The organism is Streptomyces prunicolor, assembly GCF_045162825.1.
Classification (GTDB): domain Bacteria; phylum Actinomycetota; class Actinomycetes; order Streptomycetales; family Streptomycetaceae; genus Streptomyces; species Streptomyces prunicolor.
In genome coordinates, this window is record NZ_CP108676.1 from 2,036,466 (window position 1) to 2,061,658 (window position 25,193).

At 68.2% G+C, this 25,193-nt stretch carries 24 protein-coding genes and 1 pseudogene; 12 read left to right on the forward strand and 13 right to left on the reverse strand.

All coding sequences use genetic code 11. From position 1 onward, the window contains the following. Positions 1 to 19 precede the first annotated feature (19 nt). From OG588_RS09135 to OG588_RS09165, 7 genes are all read right to left on the reverse strand, one after another. Positions 20 to 1,216: an acetylornithine transaminase gene (locus OG588_RS09135; RefSeq protein ID WP_405946839.1), complete on the reverse strand. Its 1,197-nt coding sequence runs from the start codon at positions 1,214 to 1,216 to the stop codon at positions 20 to 22. Next, positions 1,213 to 2,172, reverse strand: coding sequence for an acetylglutamate kinase (gene argB / locus OG588_RS09140; RefSeq protein ID WP_398852908.1), 960 nt, complete (start codon positions 2,170 to 2,172; stop codon positions 1,213 to 1,215). The genes OG588_RS09135 and argB overlap by 4 nt, the downstream gene beginning before the upstream one ends. Continuing rightward, the gene (gene argJ / locus OG588_RS09145; protein WP_405946840.1) at positions 2,169 to 3,323 is read right to left on the reverse strand and encodes a bifunctional glutamate N-acetyltransferase/amino-acid acetyltransferase ArgJ; all 1,155 of its coding nucleotides are present in this window, start codon (positions 3,321 to 3,323) and stop codon (positions 2,169 to 2,171) included. Before argJ ends, argB begins: the two co-directional genes overlap by 4 nt. Next, entirely contained in the window at positions 3,320 to 4,348 is a 1,029-nt protein-coding gene (gene argC, locus OG588_RS09150) for an N-acetyl-gamma-glutamyl-phosphate reductase (protein WP_405946841.1), read from the reverse strand. Before argC ends, argJ begins: the two co-directional genes overlap by 4 nt. Positions 4,349 to 5,599: 1,251 nt before the next feature. Then, entirely contained in the window at positions 5,600 to 6,388 is a 789-nt protein-coding gene (locus tag OG588_RS09155) for an enoyl-CoA hydratase/isomerase family protein (protein WP_405946842.1), read from the reverse strand. 26 nt (positions 6,389 to 6,414) lie between these two features. Next, the gene (locus tag OG588_RS09160; protein WP_405946843.1) at positions 6,415 to 7,407 is read right to left on the reverse strand and encodes a cytochrome P450; all 993 of its coding nucleotides are present in this window, start codon (positions 7,405 to 7,407) and stop codon (positions 6,415 to 6,417) included. A 1,439-nt stretch (positions 7,408 to 8,846) separates the two neighbouring features. Next, positions 8,847 to 9,677 carry a hypothetical protein gene (locus OG588_RS09165; protein WP_405953077.1) on the reverse strand — a complete coding sequence of 277 codons (831 nt, stop codon included), beginning with the start codon at positions 9,675 to 9,677 and terminating at the stop codon, positions 8,847 to 8,849. 73 nt (positions 9,678 to 9,750) lie between these two features. Between OG588_RS09165 and OG588_RS09170 the strand changes: the two genes are divergently transcribed. The 4 genes from OG588_RS09170 (at position 9,751) to OG588_RS09185 (ending at position 13,248) form a co-directional block, all read left to right on the forward strand. Further along, complete coding sequence (locus OG588_RS09170; RefSeq protein WP_405946844.1) at positions 9,751 to 10,389, forward strand: TMEM175 family protein; 639 nt, start codon at positions 9,751 to 9,753, stop codon at positions 10,387 to 10,389. A gap of 60 nt (positions 10,390 to 10,449) precedes the next feature. Next, complete coding sequence (locus OG588_RS09175) at positions 10,450 to 12,252, forward strand: SMI1/KNR4 family protein (RefSeq protein ID WP_405946845.1); 1,803 nt, start codon at positions 10,450 to 10,452, stop codon at positions 12,250 to 12,252. Between the two features lie 67 nt (positions 12,253 to 12,319). Then, a complete protein-coding gene (locus OG588_RS09180) occupies positions 12,320 to 12,802 on the forward strand; it encodes a MerR family transcriptional regulator (RefSeq protein WP_405946846.1) in 483 nt (160 codons plus the stop codon). Continuing rightward, on the forward strand, positions 12,799 to 13,248 hold the full coding sequence (locus OG588_RS09185) for a carboxymuconolactone decarboxylase family protein (RefSeq protein WP_405946847.1): 450 nt from the start codon (positions 12,799 to 12,801) through the stop codon (positions 13,246 to 13,248). Before OG588_RS09180 ends, OG588_RS09185 begins: the two co-directional genes overlap by 4 nt. Here OG588_RS09185 and OG588_RS09190 read toward each other — a convergent pair. Then, a complete protein-coding gene (locus OG588_RS09190; protein ID WP_405946848.1) occupies positions 13,235 to 15,730 on the reverse strand; it encodes an alpha-L-arabinofuranosidase C-terminal domain-containing protein in 2,496 nt (831 codons plus the stop codon). The genes OG588_RS09185 and OG588_RS09190 overlap by 14 nt on opposite strands. 240 nt (positions 15,731 to 15,970) lie before the next feature. Here OG588_RS09190 and OG588_RS09195 point away from each other — a divergent pair, with 240 nt between their 5' ends. The 3 genes from OG588_RS09195 (at position 15,971) to OG588_RS09205 (ending at position 17,507) form a co-directional block, all read left to right on the forward strand. Continuing rightward, on the forward strand, positions 15,971 to 16,225 hold the full coding sequence (locus OG588_RS09195; protein WP_405946849.1) for a hypothetical protein: 255 nt from the start codon (positions 15,971 to 15,973) through the stop codon (positions 16,223 to 16,225). A 2-nt stretch (positions 16,226 to 16,227) separates the two neighbouring features. Continuing rightward, positions 16,228 to 16,671: a DUF6314 family protein gene (locus OG588_RS09200; protein WP_405946850.1), complete on the forward strand. Its 444-nt coding sequence runs from the start codon at positions 16,228 to 16,230 to the stop codon at positions 16,669 to 16,671. Between the two features lie 455 nt (positions 16,672 to 17,126). Continuing rightward, entirely contained in the window at positions 17,127 to 17,507 is a 381-nt protein-coding gene (locus OG588_RS09205) for a VOC family protein (protein WP_405946851.1), read from the forward strand. Positions 17,508 to 17,729: 222 nt separating this feature from the next. On the opposite strand, the gene OG588_RS09210 is transcribed toward OG588_RS09205, so the two are convergent. From OG588_RS09210 to OG588_RS09220, 3 genes are all read right to left on the reverse strand, one after another. Beyond that, the gene (locus OG588_RS09210; RefSeq protein WP_405946852.1) at positions 17,730 to 18,965 is read right to left on the reverse strand and encodes an IS701 family transposase; all 1,236 of its coding nucleotides are present in this window, start codon (positions 18,963 to 18,965) and stop codon (positions 17,730 to 17,732) included. A gap of 579 nt (positions 18,966 to 19,544) precedes the next feature. Beyond that, positions 19,545 to 20,360, reverse strand: a complete 816-nt coding sequence (locus OG588_RS09215) for a class I SAM-dependent methyltransferase (protein WP_405953078.1) — start codon at positions 20,358 to 20,360, stop codon at positions 19,545 to 19,547. Positions 20,361 to 20,985: 625 nt separating this feature from the next. Then, complete coding sequence (locus OG588_RS09220; protein ID WP_405946853.1) at positions 20,986 to 21,627, reverse strand: HAD family hydrolase; 642 nt, start codon at positions 21,625 to 21,627, stop codon at positions 20,986 to 20,988. Positions 21,628 to 21,856: 229 nt separating this feature from the next. Here OG588_RS09220 and OG588_RS09225 point away from each other — a divergent pair. The 4 genes and pseudogenes from OG588_RS09225 to OG588_RS09240 form a co-directional block, all read left to right on the forward strand. Next, positions 21,857 to 22,119: pseudogene (locus tag OG588_RS09225) on the forward strand (IS5/IS1182 family transposase); the annotation flags it as partial. Positions 22,120 to 22,263: 144 nt separating this feature from the next. Continuing rightward, entirely contained in the window at positions 22,264 to 22,473 is a 210-nt protein-coding gene (locus tag OG588_RS09230; protein WP_405946854.1) for an ArsR/SmtB family transcription factor, read from the forward strand. Positions 22,474 to 22,560: 87 nt separating this feature from the next. Beyond that, a complete protein-coding gene (locus tag OG588_RS09235) occupies positions 22,561 to 22,827 on the forward strand; it encodes a hypothetical protein (protein ID WP_405946855.1) in 267 nt (88 codons plus the stop codon). A gap of 9 nt (positions 22,828 to 22,836) precedes the next feature. After that, positions 22,837 to 23,220, forward strand: a complete 384-nt coding sequence (locus OG588_RS09240; protein ID WP_405946856.1) for a DUF1707 domain-containing protein — start codon at positions 22,837 to 22,839, stop codon at positions 23,218 to 23,220. A 124-nt stretch (positions 23,221 to 23,344) separates the two neighbouring features. Here OG588_RS09240 and OG588_RS09245 read toward each other — a convergent pair whose 3' ends face one another. Both OG588_RS09245 and OG588_RS09250 read right to left on the reverse strand, forming a co-directional pair. Next, on the reverse strand, positions 23,345 to 23,938 hold the full coding sequence (locus tag OG588_RS09245; protein ID WP_019059884.1) for a histidine phosphatase family protein: 594 nt from the start codon (positions 23,936 to 23,938) through the stop codon (positions 23,345 to 23,347). 104 nt (positions 23,939 to 24,042) lie between these two features. Beyond that, complete coding sequence (locus OG588_RS09250) at positions 24,043 to 24,480, reverse strand: GNAT family N-acetyltransferase (protein WP_405946857.1); 438 nt, start codon at positions 24,478 to 24,480, stop codon at positions 24,043 to 24,045. Between the two features lie 91 nt (positions 24,481 to 24,571). Between OG588_RS09250 and OG588_RS09255 the strand changes: the two genes are divergently transcribed. Next, positions 24,572 to 25,192, forward strand: coding sequence for a DUF6461 domain-containing protein (locus tag OG588_RS09255; protein ID WP_405946858.1), 621 nt, complete (start codon positions 24,572 to 24,574; stop codon positions 25,190 to 25,192). The last annotated feature ends 1 nt before the right edge of the window (position 25,193 follow it).

Here is a 25,193-nt window from a genome sequence, read left to right on the forward strand (position 1 = left end):
CGTCGACTCATTCTCCGGATCATCCGTCCCCCTTGGCCACGTCCAGGACACCGGGCAACGCCCGGAGGAACGCGTCCGCCTCGTCGTCGCCGAGGTTCAGCGGTGGCATCAGCCGTACGACATCGGGTGCGGGCGCGTTGACCAGGAAACCGGCGTCCTGAGCCGCCTGTTGCACCTGGGGCGCGAGCGGCTCGGTGAGCACGATACCCAGGAGGAGGCCCGCACCCCGGACATAATCGATCAACGGGTCGCCCAGCGACTCGATTCCGTCACGCAACTTCTCGCTCTGCCGCTTGACGTTCTCCAGCAACCCCTCGTTCGCGATGGTGTCGAGTACGGCGAGTCCGGCGGCGCAGGCGACCGGGTTGCCGCCGAACGTCGTGCCGTGCTGGCCCGGTTGGAGCAGCTCGGCCGCGCGTCCGAAGGCGACGCTGGCACCGAGCGGCAGCCCGCCGCCGAGCCCCTTCGCGAGGGTGACGACATCCGGGAGTACGCCTTCGTGGGCCTGGTACTCGAACCAGTGCCCGGTACGGCCGACCCCGGTCTGCACCTCGTCCAGGACCAGCAGCGCACCGTGCGCGGCGGTGATCGCTCGGGCCGCCTTCAGGTATCCGGCGGGCGGTACGACCACGCCGTTCTCGCCCTGGATCGGCTCGATGATGACGAGCGCGGTGTCCTCGGTGACGGCGGCGGCCAGCGCCTGCGCGTCGCCGTAGGGCACGTGCGTGACATCGCCGGGCAGCGGGAGGAACGGCTCCTGCTTGGCGGGCTGGCCGGTGAGCGCGAGGGAGCCCATCGTCCGGCCGTGGAAACCGCCCGTGGTGGCGACCATGTGCTGACGGCCCGTCAACCGGCCGATCTTGAAGGCGCCTTCGTTGGCCTCGGCGCCGGAGTTGCAGAAGAACACCTTGCCGTCCCGGCCGAACCGCTCAAGGAGCCGCTCGGCGAGCGTGACGGGCGGTTCGGCGATGAACAGGTTGGAGACATGGCCGAGTTGAGCGATCTGCTTGCTGACGGCCTCGACGATCGCCGGGTGCGCGTGCCCGAGCGCGTTGACCGCGATCCCGCCGACGAAGTCGACGTACTCGTTGCCGTCCGCGTCCCACAACTTGGCGCCGGCGCCGCGGACGAGGGGGAGCTTCGGGGTGCCGTAGTTGTTCATGAGCGACCCCTGCCACCGCTGGGTCAGCTCTGCATTCGTCACGGTCCCGGTCATTCGGCATCCCCCTGCTTCTTGCCGGCCTTCTTGGCGGACTTCTTCTTGGCGGACTTCTGGTCGGGCAGCTCGTCGGGCACGACCATCGTGCCGATGCCCTCGTCGGTGAAGATCTCCAGCAGGATCGAGTGCTGGACCCGGCCGTCGATGACGCGGGCGGTGGTCACACCGTTGCGCACGGCGTGCAGACAGCCCTCCATCTTCGGCACCATCCCGGAGCTCAACTCCGGGAGCAGCTTCTCCAGTTGGGTGGCGGTGAGGCGGCTGATCACCTCGTCGGAGTTGGGCCAGTCCTCGTAGAGACCCTCGACGTCCGTGAGGACCATGAGGGTTTCGGCGCCCAGCGCAGCAGCGAGTGCCGCAGCAGCCGTATCAGCATTGACGTTGTAGACATGTCCGTCGTCCTCGCTCCTGGCGATCGACGAGACGACCGGGATACGGCCGTCCGCCAGCAGTGCCTCGATCGCGCCGGTGTCGATCGCGGTGATCTCACCCACCCGCCCGATGTCGACCAACTCCCCGTCGATCTCGGGCAGATGCTTGGTGGCGGTGATGGTGTGCGCGTCCTCGCCGGTCAACCCGATGGCGAGCGGCCCGTGTTGGTTGAGCAGCCCGACCAACTCGCGCTGCACCTGCCCCGCGAGGACCATCCGTACGACGTCCATGGCGTCCTCGGTGGTGACGCGCAGTCCGGCCTTGAACTCGCTGACGATGCCGTGCCGGTCGAGGGCGGCGCTGATCTGCGGGCCGCCGCCGTGCACGACGACGGGCTTGAGCCCCGCGTGGTGCAGGAACACGACGTCCTGCGCGAACGCGGCCTTCAGGTCCTCGTCGATCATGGCGTTGCCGCCGAACTTGATGACGACGGTCTTGCCGTTGTGCCGGGTCAGCCAGGGCAGCGCCTCGATGAGGATCTGCGCCTTGGGCAGCGCGGTGTGCTTGCGCGTAGTGCTCATGACGAGTACGCGCTGTTCTCGTGGACGTAGTCCGCGGTCAGGTCGTTGGTCCAGATCGTCGCGGTCTCGGACCCGGCGGCGAGGTCGGCGACGATGTGCACCTCGCGGTAGCGCATGTCGACCTTGTCGCGGTCCTCGCCGACACCGCCGTTCTTGCAGACCCACACACCATTGATGGCGACGTTGAGCTGGTCGGGCTCGAAGGCGGCCTTGGTCGTGCCGATCGCGGACAACACCCGTCCCCAGTTGGGGTCTTCGCCGTGGATGGCGCACTTGAGGAGGTTGTTGCGGGCGATGGAACGGCCCACTTCGACGGCGTCGTCCTCGCTCGCGGCGTTGACGATCTCGACCTTGATGTCCTTGCTGGCACCCTCGGCGTCACGGATGAGCTGCTGCCCGAGGTCGTCACAGACGGCGCGCACGGCCTCGGCGAACTCCTCGTATCCCGGGGTGACTTGGGAGGCGCCGGAGGCGAGCAGCAGCACGGTGTCGTTGGTCGACATGCAGCCGTCGGAGTCGACGCGGTCGAAGGTGGTGCGGGTGGCGGCCCGAAGTGCCTTGTCCAGTACGTCGGTTGCGACGTCGGCGTCAGTGGTGAGGACGACGAGCATGGTGGCGAGGCCGGGGGCGAGCATGCCGGCACCCTTGGCCATGCCGCCGACGGTCCAGCCGTCCTTGCTGGTCACGACGGCGGTCTTGTGCACGCTGTCGGTGGTCTTGATGGCGATGGCGGCCTTCTCACCACCGTGCTCGGAGAGTTGACCGGCGGCGGCATCGACTCCCGGCAGCAGCTTGTCCATCGGGAGCAGCAGCCCGATGAGCCCGGTGGAGGCGACAGCGACCTCGGCGGCATTGAGGCCGAGTGTGTCCGCGACCTTCTCGGCGGTGGCGTGCGTGTCCTGGAAGCCCTTCGGCCCCGTACAGGCGTTGGCACCACCGGAGTTGAGCACGACGGCGGAGACCTGACCGCCCTTCAGCACCTGCTCGGACCACAACACCGGCGCGGCTTTGACGCGGTTGGAGGTGAAGACGCCCGCGGCGGCGAGGCGGGGCCCGGTGTTGACCACGAGGGCCAGATCCGGGTTGCCGTTCTCCTTGATCCCGGCGGCGATGCCCGCGGCCGTGAATCCCTGTGCTGCCGTCACACTCACGGCGCGACTCCGATCGTAGAAAGCCCGGTGGTCTCGTCGAGCCCGAGGGCGAGGTTCATGCTCTGTACGGCACCGCCCGCGGTGCCCTTGGTCAGATTGTCGATGGCACTGATCGCGATGATGCGTCCCGCGGCCTCGTCGTACGCGACCTGCACCTGAACGGCGTTGGAACCGTAGACGGACGCCGTCGCGGGCCACTGCCCCTCGGGGAGCAGATACACGAAGGGCTCGTCGGCGAAGGCCTCCTCGTACGCGGCGCGCACGGACTCCCCGGTGACTCCTTCACGCGCTTTGGCGCTGCACGTGGCGAGGATGCCGCGGGCCATCGGCGCGAGGGTGGGCGTGAAGGACACGGTGACGGTCTCACCGGCCGCCGCACCCAGATTCTGGATGATCTCGGGGGTGTGCCGATGCCCGCCGCCGACGCCGTACGGCGACATGGAGCCCATGACCTCGCTGCCGAGGAGGTGCGCCTTGGGTGCCTTGCCGGCGCCGGAGGTTCCCGAGGCGGCGACGATCACGGCCTCGTTCTCGGCGAGCCCGGCGGCGTACGCGGGGAAGAGCGCGAGCGAGGCGGCCGTCGGATAGCAACCGGGCACGGCGATGCGCTTGGACCCCTCCAACGCGGCGCGGGCGCCCGGGAGTTCGGGCAGGCCGTAGGGCCAGGTACCGGCGTGCGAGGAGCCGTAGAAGCGCTCCCAGTCGGCCGCGTCCTTCAGCCGGAAGTCGGCGCCCATGTCGACGACGAGGACGTCCGGGCCGAGTTGCTCGGCGACGGCGGCGGACTGGCCGTGCGGCAGCGCGAGGAAGACGACGTCGTGTCCGGCGAGGACTTCGGGGGTAGTTTCCTGGAGGACCCGGTCGGCGAGCGGCAGCAGATGCGGTTGCAGCGCGCCGAGTTTCTGTCCGGCGTTCGAATTGCCGGTCAGAGCGCCGATCTCGACCTCGGGGTGCGCCAGGAGCAGCCGCAGGAGTTCCCCACCCGCGTATCCACTCGCTCCGGCCACTGCCGCACGTACCGCCATGGAACCCTCCTCATCGATGGCATGACTATACGTTTCGCTGCACGTTTATGCAATCTGGGTGAGTGGGTATGCACCCGGGTCGGTGAGACCAGGATTTTGGGGATGACTGGTTACGTCGGTGGAGCTCGACACGGCTGTTAGGCGATGGCAAGGTCTGCCGGCCGTTCCGGCTGGACTTCGAGCATGTGGGTGGGCCGGCCCGGCACATCCCGGGCTTCCTGGCCGTGATCGGCGGCTGGATGTGGCTGCTGGATGTCCGGCGGATGAAGCTGATCAAGGAAGAGGACGCGCTGAAGTTCGCGGCGGCCGGGGAAGTGGCGGCCACCAGGCCGCCTCGTCGACGCCTTCGCTCAGACCGGCGCCGGCGAGCCCGTGGTAGCCGATCGTGCCCCGGGGATCACCGTGAACCCGGCTGGGACGGCATGGGCTTCGAGCCGGTCCCGGGCGTGGTACCCGGCTCACTTCCGCTCCAGCGGCTCGTACACCAGCCGGTCGCCGTGGTACCTCGGATCTCTCGCGAAGCCGGACACGGCCTGCGGTTCCCACCGGCAGCCTCCGGCGGGACGGTCCCCGTCAACCGAACGACGGGCTACGGCTGAGCAGGGAGGAGGGGGAGACGCACGGTGCGGCCCTGCAGGTGGAAGCTGAACGGGCCACGATCTCCTCGCCCACGTTCATGGCCGGCCATTGTTCGTCCCCGGCTTCGCCGCACCGCACGTACGGCGTGCTGTCGACCTCCAGGAGGAGCAGGGCGCTGCAGGCGCTCGCGGACGTGATCGGCGAAGGCGAGCTTGCCCTCTTCCCAGGCGTCGCGGACCCTTCTTGTGCGCGGTGGGCAGCTTGTGCGTCACCAGCGGCCAGGCGTAGCCCGACCCGAGAAGGCCTGCGCCGCGGAAGGCCTGCCAGGTGTCGGCCCGGTTGCTGCCCGCGGGGTGTCCACACTCGGGGGCCGGGTCGGCCCGCCGGTCGGCCTTGACGTGCCGGCGGCAGCGCTCGCACGCGTAACCAGAGCCCGGACGCGATGGGCCCGGCGAAGGTGAAGCCTCCAGTGGTGCCCGGGACTTCCGCCGACAGCGTGGTCTCCCCCGTCGGGAAGGCCACGCCGCCGGTTCGGGGGACCTCTCGGCGAAGAGATCCGTCCGGCAGAAGTCGCGGAAGGTCCCGCCGGCTTCCGTCCGCCCGGCGCGGGTGACCGACCGGGCCCTGGCTCCGCCGGACCGGCCCGGGGGAGCCGTCAGCTCGGGTCGGAACTCATCTGTCCTCTCGACTCTGTCCTCTCGACGAACGCGCATTGACCGCCCGGGTTACCGCGGATGTGAGCAGCTCTCCGTCGAAGTAGCCGCCGATGGAGAGTTGGGCGGCGTTGGCGCGTGCGCTCAGCATCCGCTTCGTTATTCGGATGGCCGCAGGGTCCCGGCGTGCGATCGTCTTGGCCAGACGGCTGACGGCCGCGTCCAGGCCGTCACGTGGGACGACATTGTGGAGGACGGCGAGTTCCCGGGCCCTGTTGGCATCGAAAGGCTCCGAGGTCAGCAGTAGGTAGCGGACCCAGGACTGCCCCACCTCTGTGGGGAGACGGTCCAGGACTCCTCCCCAGGCAGGCGGGAGCCCGAGCCCGAGCTCGGGCATCCGGAAGCGGCAGGTGTCGGCACCGACGCGCAGATCGCAGTAGATGGCGAGTCCCAAGCCGGCCCCGATGACGTCTCCTTGAAGCCGGGCGATGGTGACCACCTCCAGTGTGGAGAGTGCGGCGCACACACGCTCGGCCTTGGTGGCGAGCGCGCGAAGTGAGCCGCCGGAGGGGTCTTCGGCCAGCAGGGCGGGAAACTCGCTACGGTCGCCTCCCTGGCAGAAATCGTCTCCTGCTCCGGAAAGCACCATGACGCGAATCGTGGTGTCCTCCTGAAGCATGTTCAGCACCTCCAGGAGGTCGGTGAGAACCTCTCCGGACAGGGCGTTCCCGAGCTCGGGTCGGTTGAGCTGCACCTGGAGGACGGGGCCCTCTTCGACCACGCGCAGGCTCTTGAAGTCGGTCCGCATGTCAGCTCTCTTGAAGTGGATGGAGGTCATTCGAGGACGAGTTCCAGCGAAGTCGTGCGCCGGAAGGCGATCCGCGATGCCCACTGGACAGGTGCGCTGATGCGAAGGTGCCCGGGGCGCTTGAGCAGGGATCTGAGGAGGACTGTCGCTTCCAGGCGTGCGAGCTGGTTGCCGAGGCAGTAGTGAATGCCCGCGCCGAAGCTCAGGTGCGGGGGCCCGGCCGTCCTCGCCTGACGGCGACGGACATCGAAGCGGTGGGCATCCGGCCACTGCGCCGGGTCGTGATGCGCTGCTCCCACCATGAGCTGGACCATCCCGCCTGCGGGCACGCGGATTCCGCCAAGGTCGGTGGCGGTGCCGGCGATGCGGCTGATCATGTGAATCGGTGGGTCGTAGCGCAGGACCTCTTCGACCGCGTCCGGTACGTGATGAGGGAGCCGGCGCAGCCAGTCCTCCTGCGCGCGGTGGTCGAGCACGAGACGAAGCGCTGCGGACAGCACGTGGCTCGTTGTCTCCAGGGCCGCGAGAATCATGAACAGGGCCATGGAGTGGACGGCCTCGTCGACGGTGGCCCGGTCGCTCTCTCGTTCGTCCCAGATCCTGAGCCAGTTCGAAATGGGATCGGTGCCAGGATTCTCCCGGCGGTCATTGATCAGTGCGGAAAAGTAGGACCGGAGTTGAGCGGTCGCGGCATCGGAGAGCGACAGCTCGGTCGCGGACGGAAACAACTCCTGGGTGAAGACCTGGTCGTGGGTCAGGGTTCGCAGGAGGCCGTAGTCGGATGAAGGCAGGCCCAACCACTCACCGATCGCGATTACGGGAAGTTCCTCACCGACGCTCTTCACGAAATCCGCCGGCCCTTGACTCAGCTCCTCGTAGAATTGGTCGAGGAGACGGTCGACCGCCTTTTGTATCGAAGAACTCAACTGCGGTAGTGAGCCTTTGTGAAACACGCGTCCAAGGATTTCCCTCGTCTGCGTGTGGAGCGGAGGATTCAGCATCGGCAGGGTGGAAGCCATCTGGAACGAGGCGGCTGAATTCCATCGATTCGAGCCCGTCTGGCTTGCCCGCCATTGACGATCGGGAACTCTCCACGACTTATCCCGCAGAATGCTGTGACACAGCCGATAGGAAGTCACCAAATGCCCTCCCCACGGCGCCGGCATCACTTCGCCAAGTGACCTGAGCTGATTGTAGATGGGTAGCGGATTGGACTGTCCCTCACTCCTGCGAAGACGAGCGAAAAGTGAAACCAGTGCGCGTCGGTCGACGTTGCTAGAAGCAACTATGGATTCCAAGGCAACTCTTCCTCTAGCAGCCAGGACGTAACCGCAAGCCTGCATACCCCTGTGATTGAACGTTCATGCGAGGTGGCTACTGTTGTGCGGATCACGTTTGACCGATTCAGGCTTTCATCATCGAACCTGACCTGCCAAGAACGACCTCCCTCAGTTCGTCTGCGCGTCCCCATTTCCAGGGAAGCGACTGCCGGTGACGTGCGAGAGCGCGGACGTGCACTGCAGGCAAAGCCACAGTGGGCTTTCACAGGAAGTTGCGGGAATTCAGCCCGCGCCAAATTTTCTGGCCGCAGGTGAATACACATCAGGCGGGGCGTGGTCCTGAAGACGGTCAAAGCAGGTGCCGTGCCGCTAACCCCCGACAAATCCCGTGGTCGGATGCGCCCACATCGTCCTGCGGACGGCCGGGACGAACGACGTTGGGCAACTGGGGGAGGTTTGACGGGACCTGGAGGAACTATGTCGTCTCGGTGTCATCCTCATTGCTGCGCTTTCGAGCAACGCGGTGTACGCGCGATGGGAATTTACCCAGGTCGCCGCCTGTTGCCCACCCCATGGAAGCCAGACCGGACCACGTTCCAGAGATTTGGACGGCATGATCATCCAGGATGATATGCGGCCTCAGCTCACCCTGCTCTTTCGCTTCGGTCAGTTGGTCGATGTTGAACTCGACTCAATCCGGACAGGGAATTCCGTAGTTTTCCGCGCTTTGGCGCGAAATGAGAGCGCCAGTGCCGCTACCAGGGCAGGCTCATTAGCGAGTCTGTACGCTGGCAACATCCCCGTGAAGCATGATCGCCTTCGCGACTTCAAGTTTGTTCCTGAAGTGACCGTAGAAAGCCCCTTTGGCCGTTTCCACAGCGAGGATAATGTCAGCCAAAGCACCCGCTGCTGCGGACGCCGAGGCCGAGGCCGCGTATTCTCTGCGAGATGGTCGTTCATGGGATACCACCTTTGAGGGTCCACTCGAATACTCAAGTCGAATGGTGTCTCCGCAGCGCCGCGACCGAGATCGGCTCAACGCGCCTTTCCGTCGGCGCGAACATTCGACGGTGGGGGTGGAAGTTCCGGGCGGGCATCACCGCGGGCGTCGAGATCCTGTTGCTCGCGGTGGTGGCCTGGCAGGGCGCCGCGGTCAGCGGCTCTCGATCCGTGCCGGGTCAGGCACCGGTCGTACGGGCCGAACGGGGCTGAGCGCGCAGGGCGGGCAGCCGGGCGCAGTCCTCAGCGCTCGCCAGGCCCTCACTCAGGGCCAGGAGCGAGAGGAGCTGTACCGGGCGGCCGACGGTGGCCGCGGCCTCCAGTTTGTGGTGGCCGTCGAGGAGGAAGTGCGTCAGGCCCCAGTGCTGGGACTGGTCCTCCCCGAAGCCGATGGCTGGCTCGCACACGTCCAGCGTCGAGATCGCCACGGCCGTCGGGACCGCGCCCCGGCCCATGAGCTCGACGTACTCCTCGACGCGCTCCCGCTCGTTCCACGTCGGGGGAACCATCGGCACGACGAACTCGTAAAGGTGGGCGGACGCGTCGACCGCGGTCTCGAAGGTCCGGTAGTACGGCGTGTGCGGGTACTCCGGCAGGCCCCAGAAGTGGTCGATCCCCCACGTGTCCACCTGCTCGCCGCTGAAGTAGTCGCCCTCCCGGCCCGGGATCACCAGGCGCGGCTCCACGCGCAGCAGCACCGGAAGGTACTCGCCCTCCGGCAGCAGCGCGCCGAACGCGTCGACCACGCCGCCGTCGCCCGGCTCGGCCAGCGTGCCGGTGAGCCGCTCCCGCACGCTCTCCAACGACAGCCTCTGGTTCGCGGTCTCCAGCCGGCGGAACAGCAACGGGCATGTCCCACACCAGTAGCTGAGCTCGAACGCGGGCTCTCCGTCGACCACGAGCAGCCTGCGCCCCGTCCGTCCACCGCTCCGCTGCGGCTCCGCCTCGAAGCGCAACCGCGCCTCGGGGTCCGGAACGCCGAGTCTGCGCGGCTCATCACATCTGATCATCACGAACCGACCGTAAGCGGACTCGACGGAACGGCACCACCCGTTAAGGACGCGACGCCATACCCTCGTCGGCATGACGGAGCCACCGACAGAGACGCGCACACCCGAGCACTCCCCCGGCACGCCACGCCTGATCGCTCTGTCCGACGGGATATACGCCATCGCGATGACGCTGCTCGTCATCAATGTCGCGGTCCCCGCGAATCTGCCCGCCGCCGCTTTCCACAAGGCCCTGAACGACGCGCTGCCCAGCCTCGGCGCCTTCGCGCTCAGCTTCACCCTCATCGCCGGCTTCTGGCGTGACCACCGCCGCATCCTCACCGCGCTGCCCGTCGAGACGATCGTGGTCACCCGCCTGATCCTGCTCGGCCTCGGCCTGGTCGCCCTGCTGCCCTTCCCCACCGGTCTCCTGGCCGAGTACGCTTCCCAGCCCGACGCCGTCGCCCTCTACGCGAGCGCCATGGCCGCGATCCACGCGGTGCACGCGACCCTGCTCCTGCTCACCCAACGCCAGGTGCACCCCTCGCCCGCGTCCCCCGCCGCCGCGGCCCGCCGCCGCTTCACCGCCCAACTCGCCTCCAGCGCTCTGGTGTTCGGCCTCTCCATCCCCCTGGCCTTCGTCAACACGGAAGCCGCCATGTGGTTCTGGCTCGCACTGATCCCCGCCCACTACACCCTCGGCCACTACCCCCGCCGACGCCCACAGCCCTGACACCTCACGCGCGAACACCCCCTTTCCAACGTCGATCACCCGCGCGGCAGACTTCTCGCCATGGACGAAACGGAGCACGCCGTACGGGAGTTGTGGGGCCGTATCGCGGCATGGCTGGGGGCGCATGTCCTCGCGGGGCCCGTGCGGGCAGCCGCGGACGCGGAGTGGGCCGGGGCGGCCGTGAGCGCACCGGGGGTGTCCCTGCCGGAGGACCTGGTCGCGTGGTGGCGGCTCGACGGTGTGGCCGCAACGGCGTGGATCCCCCTGGACTTCGCCCCGTTGGAGCCGGCCGAGGCGCTGGAGGTCAGGGACCTCCTGGTGCTGGTCGCCCAGGATGAGGCGGCGTACTCGGACGCCCTTGCCGCCGCCGCGGAGTGCCTCCCCGGGTTCCTTCCGATCGCCGACGACGCGGGCGGCGATCACCTGTTGGTCGACCTCCGGTCCGGGCAGCCGACGTACGGTGCCGTCTTCCTCTGGGACCACGAGACGCCCCAACTGGGCGTGCCCCTCTGGGAGTCGGTGTCCGATCTGCTCACGGACACGGCCGAGGCGCTCACCACCGGCGCACCGGCCCTGTCACGGTATGCCGAGCGCGGTGGCGTCGAGCGCCCCTGCGTCGCCGCGGTCACCGGCACCCGCGAACTGGTCTGGAACGACGCCCAGCCCGACGTCCGGTCCTTCACCGCTCCCTCCACCGAGCGCCCGCCCGCTCCCCTCCCCGCCCCCGTCGACTGGACGGCCGTGGAGGCCTGGCTCGGGCTGCGGCTCCCGGACGACTACAAGCAACTGGCCGACCGGCACGGGCCGTTGGACTTCGGTGAGTACCTCTGGATCCACGTGCCCTGCGTCCAGCAGGACCGCTTCGACTACGGCGACTGGCTGCGGGAGACCCATCGCACGGCCCGCATCGCGGCACGCCAACTGCCGGAGGACGTACGGCCGTCCGTGCATCCGGCACCCGGCGGGCTGCTGGCCTGGGGCTCCAGTCGGGGCAGTGACGTGCTGTTCTGGGACACCTCGGTCTCCGAGGACCCGAACCGCTGGACGGTCGTCGTCCGGCACTCCCACCCAATACCCGACAGCGGCCTGCGGCCGTTCCACCCCTGCGGCCTCACACTCACCGGCTATCTGCGGCAGACCGTCCGCGACACCCCGCAACTCCCGTCCCCGCCGGGCCCGTTGCTGGGCCCACTCGCCGGCAGCATGGCCCGCACCGCGTACCTGCCCACGGCCGCACCATGGACCCCGCCCGCACCCACCCCACCCCGGCTGACCGAGGCCGAGCGCCGCATCGCGCTGGAGACCGGCACCGGCCTCGACGCCCTGCGGCTACTGTCCCCGCCCCCCGAACACCCGTATCTCGGCGACGGCACCTGGGAGCGGCTCTTCGCCGAACTCGGGACGCAACTGCCCAAGGAGTACCTGGAGTTGATGGAGGTCTACGGCTCCGGCGACTGGGGCACGTGGCTGCGTTTCCTGACCCCGCTGCGCACCGGCGAGCGGCGCTTCGTCACCCACGTCGAGGAGACCCTCGACGCCTACCGGACGCTGAAGGCGGACTACCCGGAGGGATATCCGCTGGCCGTCTGGCCGGAGCCCGGCGGATTCCTGCCCTTCGCGAACTCCTACGACGCCGACCGCCTCGGCTGGCTGACCGAGGGCCCGGATCCGGACGCCTGGCCTCTGATCGTGTGGCCCCGCCACACGGACCAGGGACCGGCACTGACGGGCGGCCTGGTCGACACACTCCTCGCCTGGCAGCGCGGCACGCTGACCGACGGAGGACTGGCCGAACTCGACGAGGAGGACGATCCCGTCGAGTGCGCCGGTTTCGACCCGTGGGACGACCACGCGTACTGGTGAGACGCCGAACGTCCCGCTCAGATGTCGACTTGACCTGGAGCGCGCTCCAGGTTTTACCGTTGTGTTCATGAGCAGCGGACATCCCCTGAAGCCCCTCTCACGAGACCGGGACCAGGACCGGAACCGGGACCGGGAACCGACCCTGACCATCGCCCAGGTCGCCGAGCGCACCGGCCTCTCGCACGACACGCTGCGCTACTACGAGAAGGCCGGCCTCATCGAACGGGTCGGCCGTAGCACCGGCAACCAACGGCGTTATCAGGCAGCGGACTTGGCCTGGCTGGAGTTCCTGCTGCGGCTGCGCGAGACGGGCATGTCGATCGCCGACATGCAGCGGTTCGCGGCGCTGCGGGCGGCGGGGAACGGCACGGTCGCCGACCGGCTGGCGATGCTCCGTGAGCACCGCGCCGAACTGGCCGACCGGATCAGGGCGTTGCGCCGCAACGCGACAGTGCTGGACCACAAGATCGACCACTACGAACAGCTGCTCCTCGACGAGCACGATCACGATCACGATCACGAGCAGCAGGGATCGGACGAACAGACATGAGCACGAGCACCACCCGTGAAGAGCGTTTCGCCCACGGCCTGGAGGTCCTGAAGCGGGTCGACGGCGAGGCCGGGCAGCGGGTCGTCGACTCGCTCGCCGACATCAACCCCGAACTGGGTCACCAGGTCGTCGCCTGGGCCTTCGGCGAGATCTACGACCGTCCCGGACTCGCCCCGCGCGACCGGCAGTTGGTGACGCTGGGCATGCTCACCGCGCTCGGCGGCTGCGAGGCGCAGCTCGACGTGCACGTGAACGCGGCACTGAACGTGGGCCTCACGCCGGAGGAGATCATCGAGGCCCTGACGCACTCGGCGGTGTACTGCGGCATACCCAAGGCGCTCAACGCGACCTTCGCCGCGAAGAAGGTCTTCGCCGAGCGTGGGCTGCTGCCGCTGGGACAGCAGCCCACGCAGCCCACGCCCGGCGGGGAACCTACCTCTGCTTGATCCTCAGGAACGTGACCGAGTTGGCCGGGAAGGTGTAACTGAACTTGTCGGCAACGCCGTTGAAGGTGGAGACAGCCGGTGCTACCGCCGTGGCCGTCTCACTGTTCACCGCGTCGGGCGCGGCGGCGAGCGTGGTCACCTTCGCCTTGGACGCGACCTTGGCGCCGCCCAGGTCGATCGCCGTACGGGCCGCCGAGGACTGGTCGTTGACGACCTTGACGATCAGATCACCGGTCTTGGCGTCCTTGGTGACGACCTGGCGGAACGGCTCGGCCGGCTTGTCGTCGGCGAAGCTGCCCCACTCCTGCCCGTCGACGTAGAGGGTGACCTGACGGCCCCTCACCTTGATGTCGACGTCGTAGGCACGGCCCGTCTCGATGGTCCCCGGCTTGGCGATCAGCGTCGACTTGCCGCCGTCCACGGCCTGTTCGACGGCGGTCTGGGTGTTGTTCCAGCCGCCCAGGTTCCACCAGTAGTAGTTGCCGGTGTCCTTGACGCCGAACGCGACGAGGAAGCCCTCCTTCCCTGCCTTCTTCGTCGCCTTCACGTGCAGGTCGTAGTCGTGCCAGGCCGGGTCGCCCGCCGACACCATGGTGTTCTCGGCGGCGGTGTCGGTCTGGACGTACTGCCCGTCATCGAGGCTCCAACTCCCGCCTCCCGTATGGGTCCACCGGGAGGCGTCACCGGAGAAGTCGTCGGAGAGCAGCGCCGAACCGTCCGCCGCCGTCACCTGCACATCGTCGTACGCCGCGCTCGTCGCCCAGGTCGACAGGCCGACCGCGCCGGAGATCGGGGCGACAAGTGAGGGTGTTCCGGTGGCTGTTGACGGCACCACGCGGGTACCGACGTTGTTCATGAAGAGCTTCTGGACCTCGTAGTTGGCGGAGCTCCAGGAGGCGTGGTTGTTGAACCAGACCAGGTCGGGGCGCCACTGGACATAGTCCTCGTTGGCGAACAGAGGTGCGTAGGAGGCGAGTTTGACGACGTCCGCGTTGCGTTCCAGGCCGGTCATGTAGGCGGCCTCGGCGAGACCGTTCTTGAACGCGTTGCCGCCGGAGGCGTATTCGCCGAGGAAGACCTTCGGGCCGGTGCGGTCGTAGGAGTCGTAGCGGTTGTTGTTCTGCAGGAACCACTGCGGGCTGTTGTAGTAGTGCTCGTCGACCATGTCGACCTTGGCGTCCTTGTTGAGCTGCCAGGCCGTGTCGAAGGTCGAACCGCTGTCGTCCGGGCCCGCGTTGGAGATCACGGTCATGTACGGGTACGCGGCCTGGATCGCGGCGCGGAACTGGGTGAAGCGGGCGAAGAACTCGGCGGGGAGGTTCTCCTCGTTGCCGACCTCTATGTGGGTGAGGTGGAAGGGCTTGGGATGGCCCATCGAGGCGCGCAGCCTGCCCCACTTCGATGTCACCGGTCCGTTGGCGAACTCGACGAGATCCAGGGTGTCTTGGATGTGCCGCTTGAGCAACGCCGGGTCGTCGACGGCCTTGTTCTGGCCGCAGCCGGTCACCAGGGCGGGCACGACGGGCAGCGGCATCGCGCCGATGTCCTCGGCCAGGCGGAAGTACTCGTAGTAGCCGAGGCCGTAACTCTGGTTGTAGCCCCAGAAGTTGGAGTTCGTGGCGCGCGTCTCGACCGGGCCGATCGTGTCCTTCCACTGGTACGAGCGCTTGCGCTGATAGCCGGAGGCGGCGCTGTAGTCCTCCATCGAGCCGGTGTTGACCAGGCAGCCGCCGGGGAAGCGCACGAAGCCCGGGTGCAGGGCGGCGATCTTCTCGGCGAGGTCCTTGCGCAGGCCGTTCGGCTCGTGCTTGTAGGTGTCGCGGGGGAAGAGGGACACCATGTCGAGGGCGGTCGCGTCGGAGGAGGCGACGGTGAGGCGGCCGGTGGCGCTGGTGCGGGTCGCGGTGAACGTGACCTTGTACCGGGCCCAGCCGCTCTTCTTCACCTCCACCTGCCGTGCGGTGGCCAGTGCACCGCCCGTGTCCTGGAGGCTGACGCCGAGCATGGTGCCACTGTCGGCGCGGGCCCAGACGGAGAAGTCGTACTTCTTGCCGTCCTCGACGGCGATACCGGTGTTGTAACCGCCGTTCGTGACGGACGAACCGGCCGCCAGGGAAAGGTAGTTGCGGTTGCTCTCGTTGAGACGGCCGGAGTCGTTGACGACCTGGGCCGTACCGGCGACCGTCCAGGCGGTCAGCGGGGTGTACGACTTGTTGTCGTCGGTGGAGTACTCGAAGGACCGGTTCTGCACGAGCTCGGCGTACAGACCGCCGTCGGCCGCGCGGTTGATGTCCTCGAAGAAGACGCCGTACATCGTCTTGTCGATCGTGGCGCCCCGCGTCGACGGGTCGACGGTGATCGCGTAGTCGGTGGCATCGGTTACGTCCTCGGCGTGGGCCGGTGCGGGGACGACGGCCGTCGCCAGAAGGAAAGCGCTTGCCCCTAAGGCAAGTCTCAGGCGGGTGCGGCTGGTGCGTGACATGGATACTCCGCGGCTCTTGTCGGATCGTGCGCGACACTCGAACGCATGGTTCGACATGGTTCGAGATATCGGACGTCGGTCAGCACTTCGAACGGCAAGATAGGCAAGGGGCGTGAGCACGTCAATGGGAGGGGTGCGTGGGGAGACGTTGGTGAGGGCATAGGCGGGGGGGCGGCGCAGGCGGGAGGGGGACGTAGGCGAGGGGGACGCAGGCGTGGGGGGGGACGTAGGGTCGAGGGCGTGTATGCGCTGTTGCCCTACCTGACCCTGCTCGGTTTCCTCGCCGCGGTGCTCGGGTTCTTCACCTGGCCGGCCCGGCGGATCCGCCGCCGTGGTACCGCCGGGGGCGGCATGAGCGGCGCCCTTGCCGCATACGAGGAGGCCTTCCGGGCCACGAGTCACGCCTCGCACCACGAGATCCGGGCCCGGGGTGAACGCAAGGTGCCCACGGACTCACCGGACGGCCTGCGTCGGCGGCGGCGCGGGAAGGGGTGACGATGGGCGAGTTCTGGCCGGTGTCCGATGTCCTGGCGTATCTGTCCGGGAGTTGGCGGGTGCGGCGGACGGTACGTGACCTGGCGACCGGGGACGAGGGCGACTTCTCGGGTACGACCGTCTTCAGCACGCTGCCGGAAGGGGGCCTGCTGCACGCCGAGTTGGGCACCTTCACCTGGCAGGGTGTGTCGCGCCCCGCCGAGCGGACACTACGGTTCCTGCCGGGCGGCACACCGGGTACGGCCGACGTCCGCTTCGGCGATGGCCGGCCCTTCCACGACCTGGATCTGGCCTCCGGGCACCATGTCGCCGACCATCCGTGCTCGGCGGACCTGTACCGGGGCGAGTTCTCGGTCCTGGATGCGGACCACTGGCGGACGGTGTGGCGGGTCGGGGGGCCTGCGAAGGATTTGGTGCTGCGGACGGAGTATGTGCGTGGGGGGTGAGGGGTGGCGGGGCGGTGCCGTGCCGTGCCGTGCCGTGCCGTGCCGGGATGGTGGTGACTGCGCGGGCGGGCGCGTTGGGTTTCCCTTAATATGGCTCGTTTCAGGCTGAGTTGATGCCGGGGTGCACGGGCGCGGGTTCGCGCGGGCGTGGGTTCAGGACGGGGTGCGGCGGCGGGTGTCGGTTCGCGCGTGCATCGGGCGGTCTCGGCGGGCGCGGGGTGTGCATTGGCCAACCTGACTGGTTCCACTCGGAGTTCGCGTCAACTGCGCGGGCGCGGGGCTGAGCATCGACCAACCCGATGGGTTTCGCGCGGAGTTCGTAGCGACCACGCGGGCGTGGGGTGGGCGATCACACCGGCAGGCTGGAAAGGGAAGGCGCGACAACGGCTTGGGCTTGTCCGGGCGATCTTGGGTATCGAGGGCTGGGTCCCGCTGACGACCCCTAGGATCCGTTCGTGATCGCTGATCTTCAATGTGTAGTGCTGGACTGCTCGGATCCGGTGGAACTCGCCGAGTTCTACCGGGCGGTGCTCGGTGGGACCGTCAATCAGCAGGATCGGCGGTGGGCACTTGGCGACGGCTGGGCAACGTTGCACACGCCCTCCGGTCTCGTTTTCGCGTTCCAGCGGTCAGCGGACTATCGGCCGCCTCAGTGGCCGGACCCCGCCCGTCCCCAGCAGTTCCACATGGACTTCGGCGTTGCGGATCTGGACCGAGCCCAAGAGCAGGTGCTGGCCATGGGGGCGACCGTATTGGACGACGACGGTTCCGAGCGACGAAGCTGGCGTATCCATGCCGATCCCGCAGGGCATCCGTTCTGCCTGGTCCGTCACTGAGGGCAGGTCACAGATCCAGTCGCGCCAGCGCGAGTTCATATCCGGAGCCAGATGATGAGGGCTGCGTCACATGATCGCCCGGGCAGGTCCTAGTAGTGCTTCGTTAGGTTGTGGGCTGTCTGCGGCTGCTCCGGGGGCTGGGCAGGGGGCGTCCGCAGGTGGTGCAGGTACCGGTCCAGCACCTCAGCAGGTCCTGGAGAACGTCGAGGACCTGGTAGAGCGTCAGGCCGGTGTGCGGACTTTTGGGTCGAGCCGCCGGAGGGTGAGGAAGGCCTGAGCGGCGGTGACAAGGGTGACGTGGTGGTGCCAGCCGCGCCAGGTGCGGCCTTCGAAGTGGTCCAGCCCGAGGCCGTGCTTGAGCTCGCGGTAATCGTGCTCGATCCGCCAGCGCATCTTGGCCCACCGCACCAGGTCGGCGGCCGGTGTGGTGGCGGGCAGGTCCGATATCCAGTAATCCGTCGGAGTGTCCTGGCCGTCCGGCCATTCGACGAGGAGCGTCTGGACGGGCAGGACACCGTCCCAGCGGGTGCGGCCGCCGCCCGCCTCCTGAGCTGCGGCCAGGGACTGCTTGCCCGCGGGCCGCACTGTCAGCACCGCGAACCGTGAGGTCATCGTGCCTTTGCTGCCCTGCCTCCAGGTCACCTCGGTGAAGCGCTGCGCACCCGCCTGCGCTGCGAGGACGCAGACGGCTCGCGGTGGGGTGCGGTAGCGGGGAAGGGTGGGCGGCCCGAGCCCGCCGTAAGCGGGCTGGTGCGGCTCCACATCCTCCGGGTGGGCGACTTCCTTCCCGTTCAGGGCCAGGACATAGGACAGCCCTCGCTCCTGGAGACCGAGCCGGAACGGGGTGCTGACGCCGTAGCCGGCATCAGCGACCACGACCGGCGCCTTCAACTGCCAGTCCGCGAGTGTGTCCAGGAGGCCGAGCGCGAGACGCCACTTCTCCCGGTGCACCACGTCGTCGGGGACTCCTGCCCTGCGGCACCGGTCGGGCTCGTCCGTCCACTCACGCGGCAAGTACAACTGCCACTCCAACGGGCACGAGGCGGTGTCGGTGGCGGCATGGACACTGACCGCGACCTGGCAGTTCGCCCGTTTGCCGACCGCTCCGCAGTACTGGCGGGCCACCCCGGCCGACGCTGTGCCGCACTTGGGGAACGACACGTCGTCGATCACCCACACCTCGGGCCTGACAACTGCGGACAGCCGCTCGGCGATCCGCTGCCTGACCGGCAGCGGATCCCACGGCGACTGGTTCACGAACTGCTGCAGGGCCTGCATGTTCCCGTCCGGCAGACGCCCGGCCATCGGCTGGATCGACTTGCGCCGACCGTCCAGCATCAGCCCCCGCAGATAACACTCGCCCCACCGCCGCTGATCCCGCCGCGGCAACGACCCGAACACCTCGCCAACGAACTCCGCCAACTCACCCCGGAGCCGCTCCACTTCCCCCAACCTCACTCCGGGAAGCTGCCCACGATCAGCCAAGATCACCCAACGTAACGAAGCACTACTAGGAGGGTGCGGGTTGGGCGTCAGCGAAGCCGGCCCGATCCACACGGAGTTCGCACGCAGGCTCGCGCACGTGGGCTGCGCGTCGATCAACCCGATCCGTTGCAAGCGACGCCCGCATCAATCACCCACAACTGCCCGTGCGCTGGGCGTACTTGTCTACGCGGGGTAACACGGTGGCGGGGTCCGGAAGCGAGGCGATCAGTCTCAACAAGGTGTTCCGGCTGACCGGAGCCTTGAAGGCGCCCGTCACCCGGGCACCGGACCTGCCCGGCCCGCGAGCGAAAGACCGACCGACCGACACCAGCGTCGACCGCAGCCGCCCGGTCCGTCCCCTGAACCTGCGGGTGAGACCGGGGACTTGCTCGGCGAAGGCCTGTCGACCGCACCACCGCCCACCCAGGCGGTTTTCGGGCGGCCTTCAGTGGTCGTAAACGGTCAGTGCGCGCATGACTGGCCGGCCGCGCATGAACCCGGCTCCCCTCATCAGCCCCCTTGGATCGATCATCCAGGGAACCGGGAGGCGCTCTACCGCCGGACCGCCGAGATCAGTCCGCCGGGCCGCTCCTCGCGCTGCGGCGGGGAGCTGATCGGGCGGCCGTAGGCGACAGCGCGCTCGCGCAGGGTGTGGCTCTCGGCCTCCCAGCCGTGCCCGGCCAGCCAGCCCACCGGGTCGTCGGGCATCTCCGAGATCCACATGGATGCCGCCGATCCCGGCGCGGCGTCCGCGCCGAAGCGCTCGATCACGCCGCGCGAGCCCAATGTCAGCCCCATCCGACTGCCTGCCGCCGACTGAGCGCCGATCCGGGCCAGCAGCAGTTCCACCGCGTCCTCGGGCAGATAGATCAGCAGTCCTTCGGCGATCCACGCGGTCGGCACGGCCGGGTCGTGCCCTGCGGCGGCCAGCGCGCCTGGCCAGTCCTCACGTAGATCCACCGCCACAGTGATCCGCTCGCAACGCGCGACGGCCCGCTCCTGGCGCAGCACCGAAGCCTTGAAGTCCAGTGGCGCGGCGGTGTCGACCTCGAACAGCCGGGTGCCTTCGGGCCAGTCCATCCGGAAGGCCCGGCTGTCCATGCCGGCGCCGAGCAGCACGACCTGCCGGACCCCCGCCGCGGCGGCCTGCTGCAACAGGTCGTCGAGGAACTTCGTCCTGACGACGATGGAGAACGCCACGGCCAGCCGGCGGCGTCGCGCGGCCTCGTCATCGGGCAGCGGCGGCGAGGCGGGCCACATGCCTCCGGCGGTGGCGAAAGCCTGTGCCAGTGGGTCGCGGAACAGCGCGTTCTCCCGCTCGGTCTCCAGCGCCCGCACCCTGGCCACCCCCACCGCCGTGGCCCACACTCCCGACGGCTGCACCCGCTCCTGCTCATAAGTCACCGCACCAGCCTAGAAGACCGAGTCCCAGGGGCCTGATGAGGGGAGCCAGCTTCATGCGCGGCCGGCCGGTCATGCGCGCACTGTCCGCCTACGACCACTGAACCCACCAGTGGGCGAGCGAAGATCAACAGTCACCCTGCGTACGCGACCAAATGAAGTGGACCAGAGCCCCACCCAGTGCGGGAATCGTTTCGAGGCGACTCCGGTCAAGGCAACTCCGGGAGTCACCGACACATCGAGTTTCAGAGCGAGTTTGCAATGGCGGTTCGTTTCGGGCTCTGTCACACATCTTGGGAAGGGCTCGCGGAGGTCACCACAGTGCTCGATCGCGAAGTCCCGGGTTCCGGGTTCCGGGTTCCGGTGAGACCGCACATGCCCCGCCGACCGACGGACAGGCATGACGCTCCGTCAGGTCTGGCCCGTCTACGATTGCGGCGAGATCCTCAGCTGCCGCCTCCGCCGTCCGCCCCCTACCTACTGCACCGAAGCTCCGCCGGTACCGAAGGCGCCGTGAACCGCATCAAGAAGATCAAAAGGCGACCCACGTGCGATCTGGCGACGGTCAGATCGTGGATGCGGCCCGGGCGCGTCAGTTCACCGCGAGGAGGATGTCCTTCAATTCGCTCAGGCTGTCGATCCGGTAGCTCGCCTGGGAAAAGTCGTTCGTCTTCGTGAACTCGTTATGGACAACGGCACACTCGATACCGGCCGCCACAGCCGAGGTCAGTCCTCTGGTCGAATCCTCCACGACCAGGGTCTCCTCCCTGGTGGCGCTAAAGCGTTTCAGCCCGGCCAGGTAAGGTTCCGGGTGCGGCTTGGCGAGTTCGTAGTCCTCGCGGACAATGACGAAATCCACGAACTGCCTGATCTGGCGCTTTTCATGGATGATGTCGAAGTCGGCCCGTTTCGCGGTCGTCACGATGGCCATGCGGACGTACGTCGACAGCTCGGCGAGAGTGTCGACGACGCCGTCGATCTCGATGGCCTCGGTCCGCAGGTACTCCTGGTAGTAGCCGTTGCGGGCCTCGCGAACCCGGCTGAGGGTCCGGTCGTCGATGCCGGCCGTCCTGGCTTGCGCCCAGGAACCTGATCCCCGGGCCATGTCCCGAAGGTACTGATCCTTGTCCAGCGCGAAACCGGCCTCCGCCAGGGCGCGTTCCGCGGATCTGAAATACCAGAACTCGGTGTCGACCAGGACGCCGTCATGATCGAAGAGTATGTATTTCTTCACGGCCTCATTCCTTTCCGGCAGCCGCGCCGGCCAGGCGCGGCACCGCGGATCGTAACGTCGTCACCCATGAGTGAGCGTTCTCAGTGTGGCCGCTGATCGAGCGACGACGGGCAGGAGGGGGCGCCGCAACGAACGCGGCTGCCGTGCCGTTGAGGGAGGTGACCGATATCTCAACTCGGCAACGCAGGAGCCCTGTTGGTTCCATGACCTGCCGTACTCGACCCTCCCCCACGCCTACGTCACCACCGTCACCGACCTGCCCACCGAGCGGGCACCGGGCCTGCTCAAGACCCTGCGGTAGCACGACCCCGGCTCGTTCTCCTCGACGGCAAGCTCGCCGAATGCGACCGCGTCGGCGACAGCCACGCCGACAGCTCCGCCAAGCACCACCTGTACAGCGGGACCATCCAGGTCGTCACCGATCCCACCGATGAAGTGCTGTGGATCTCGGTGGCCTACTACGACCAACTCTTCCAACGGCCTGGCCGCACGCCCACCCGCCCAAGCATCCCACCGGCCCGTCCGGGTTGGAGACCTCCTGTCATGGCTCCTTCTCCACAGCTTCAACTGACCGCACTCCCCTATTAGTTGTACAGTTTTCCAACGAGTGGAGATCGATACAATGAAGGGGGACCCATGAGCACACAGGACGCCGGTGTATCGCCCCCGCGATGGCGCGGGGTGCACAAAGCGCTCGCTGATCCCCTGCGCATCCGGCTCCTGGAGGCGTTGTGGGAGATGCCTCGGTCCGCACGTGAACTCGCCGATCACGTCGACCTGCCGGCTGACCGGCTCTACTACCACCTCAATCAGCTTGAACGGGCCGGGCTGATCGAGATCGCCTAATACCGGCCGCTGGCTCGCGGCAAGGTCGAGCGGGTCTATACCCCCGCGGTCGCAGAACCCCCCGGCGATGCTGCGAACCCGGAAGAGATGGCGGAGTTCCTCGGCGCGATGCTGGACGCCACCCGGGCCGACATCAACGCCGCCTACCGGTCCAAGCACACCGGAGGCCGCCGGGAGATCGAGCTGCATCGTGGTGCGCTGCGGCTGACCGACGAGGCCCTGGCCGAGCTGCGCGGGCACATCGAACAGCTCGCCACCCGCTTCGGGGACCGCGACGCCCCAGGGGTCTGGACGCGGGTGGTTGTCGCAGTCGTCGACCTGCAAGACCGCCCGCCCCGGGACGCCCCCGCCTGAGAGGCCGCCATGAGCGACAGCGAGGAACACCCCGCCAGCCCTGCGTTACGAGCCTCGGACGCCGAACGCGACCAGGTCGAAGCGCAACTGCAACTCCACTACACAGTTGGCCGACTGACGCTTCCCGAACTCGAGGACCGTGCGGTCGCGGCCTACGAGGCGCGCACCCGCGAGCAACTCCAGCACCTCTTGGCGGACTTGCCGGGGGAAACAGACCAGTCTGCGCCACCCACTCGTGTGATCGACTCCCGCCTGCTGATCGTCCTGCTGTGCGTCTCGCCGCCTGCGGCGCTCATCTACTGGCTCATCAGCCAACGCGCACCACATCGAAGAGGCTCACCGCCCCAGGCTGGGGAAGGCGCAGGGGACGGCACCCAAACCGCGTCGAAATGACACCCACGGGAAGCGACACAATCAGCGGCCAACCCGGCCCGTCCAAAGCGGAGTTCACACCGGCCACGCGCACACGTACCGGGCGACAAGAACCCCGGCCCACCCAAGGAAGCCCCACCCCGCCCTACACCCGCCTCGACTGACCCCCCGCCCCGTCGAACCGCAGATTCCACCGCCCCGCATGCCCCGTGACCGTGGTGGTCGAGAGGGGGCGTACGTCGATGTTCCAGTAGGTCGACGGGGGTGCCTTGAGGGCGTAGACCAACGCGGCCCGGATGACGGAGGGTTCGGCCACGGCGACGATGCGGTCGCCGTCCTCGATGGGGCGGGTGTCCAGCCAGCCGCCGACGCGGGAGATGAAGGACAGCAGGGACTCGCCGCCGTGCGGGGTGGAGCGCGGGTCGGCGAGCCAGGTGTCCACCAGTGCCGGTTCGCGGGCCATCGCCTCGCCGAGGGTCAGGCCGCGCCAGCGGCCCATGTCGCAGTCCCGCAGGGCGAGTTGCACCAGCGGGGTGTAGCCGAGGCCGTCGCCGGTGGTCCGGCTGCGCGGGGTCGGTGAGCAGTAGCGCAGCTCCGCCGCCGCCAGCGGGAGCAGAACCGGGGCGGCGCGCTGCACCTCGTCCCAGCCCGCCTGGTCCAGCGGGCGGTCGTCCTCGAAGCGCTCCGCGAGCAGCGGAGAGCTGCGTGCGGCGGCGACGAACGTGACCCGAAGTTGCATGCGGCGATCGTGATCCCGCTGAAGTGCGCAGGTCAAGGGGGGCCGGATGAGAGTTACTCAGGGTTTGCGAAGCCTTACTTCGCGGTCGGGACCAGGCGGACAAGTCACTCGAAATGCAAGGCCATCCACCGGTCGGGCCGGTCCAACGGCTTGAACCCGACCTTCTCGTACACCCCGTGCGCATCGTGCGTCGCGAGCAGCACCCGGCGCACTCCGAACGGCCGCAGCTCCTCCCGTACGGCGCCCACGAACGCCGTACCGACGCCCTTGCCGCGCACCGACGGGTCCACGTACACATCGCACAGCCACGCGAACAACGCCCCGTCGGTCACCACGCGCGCGTACGCCACCTGCTCCCCCGAAGCCGTGTCGTACACCCCGAAGTTCATTGAGGCCGCGACCGCGCGGTCGTGCTGTTCACGGGGGCGGCCCTTCGCCCAGTAGGCGTCGGTGGACAGCCAGTGGTAGGTGCGGTCGATGTCGACGCGGGCGGAGTCGGCGGAGAACTCATAGCCTTCGGGGAGGCTCGGGATGTCGTTCATGGCCGGAGAATCGCAGGCCAGGGGCGTCGGCGTCGAGCGGATTTCCCCGGCGGCGCCGGCGTTGTCAGTGGCGGGTGGCAGGCTTTGGAACATGACACGGATGACCACCGCCGACGACTACACCTGGCTCCAGACAGAGCATGCCCCGCTGATGCACGCCTACTGCGTCACACTGGTCCGGGCGATCACACCGGACCGGCTGCTCCATGAGCTGGGGGCGCAGCCGGAGATACGGGTCAAGGGTGTCGAGGCCCTGCACGAGCCGTCGTACGACACCTGGAACAAGCACTACGGGGACCCGCTGTTCGTCGGTGTCGCCGCGGTCGGCGACTGGTCGCTGATGGTCGAGCACAACGGCTACCTGGGCGTCACGAGCGCGGCCATGGTCCCGGTCTCGCGCGGGCGCACGGTGGTCTCCCACTTCCGCAACGTGAACGCGGTGGACCACTTCTACTGGTTCGAGGACGGGGACATACGGCTGCACTTCGAGCCGCTCTTCGCCTATGCCCGGGACGGCAGCCACGCGGACGAACTCCTCGCCGAGATGCGGGAGTCGGGCTTCGACCTGAGCGAGGACGCCGACCGGAGCTACGAGCTGCACACCGAGGCCGCCTTCGCGCTCGCCCATCGCCTCACAGGCGTCCACCTCACGCCCGAGTTGTTCGCGTCCCTGGAGTTCACCGGCGCCCTGGTGCCGGTACCTGTCCGCTAGG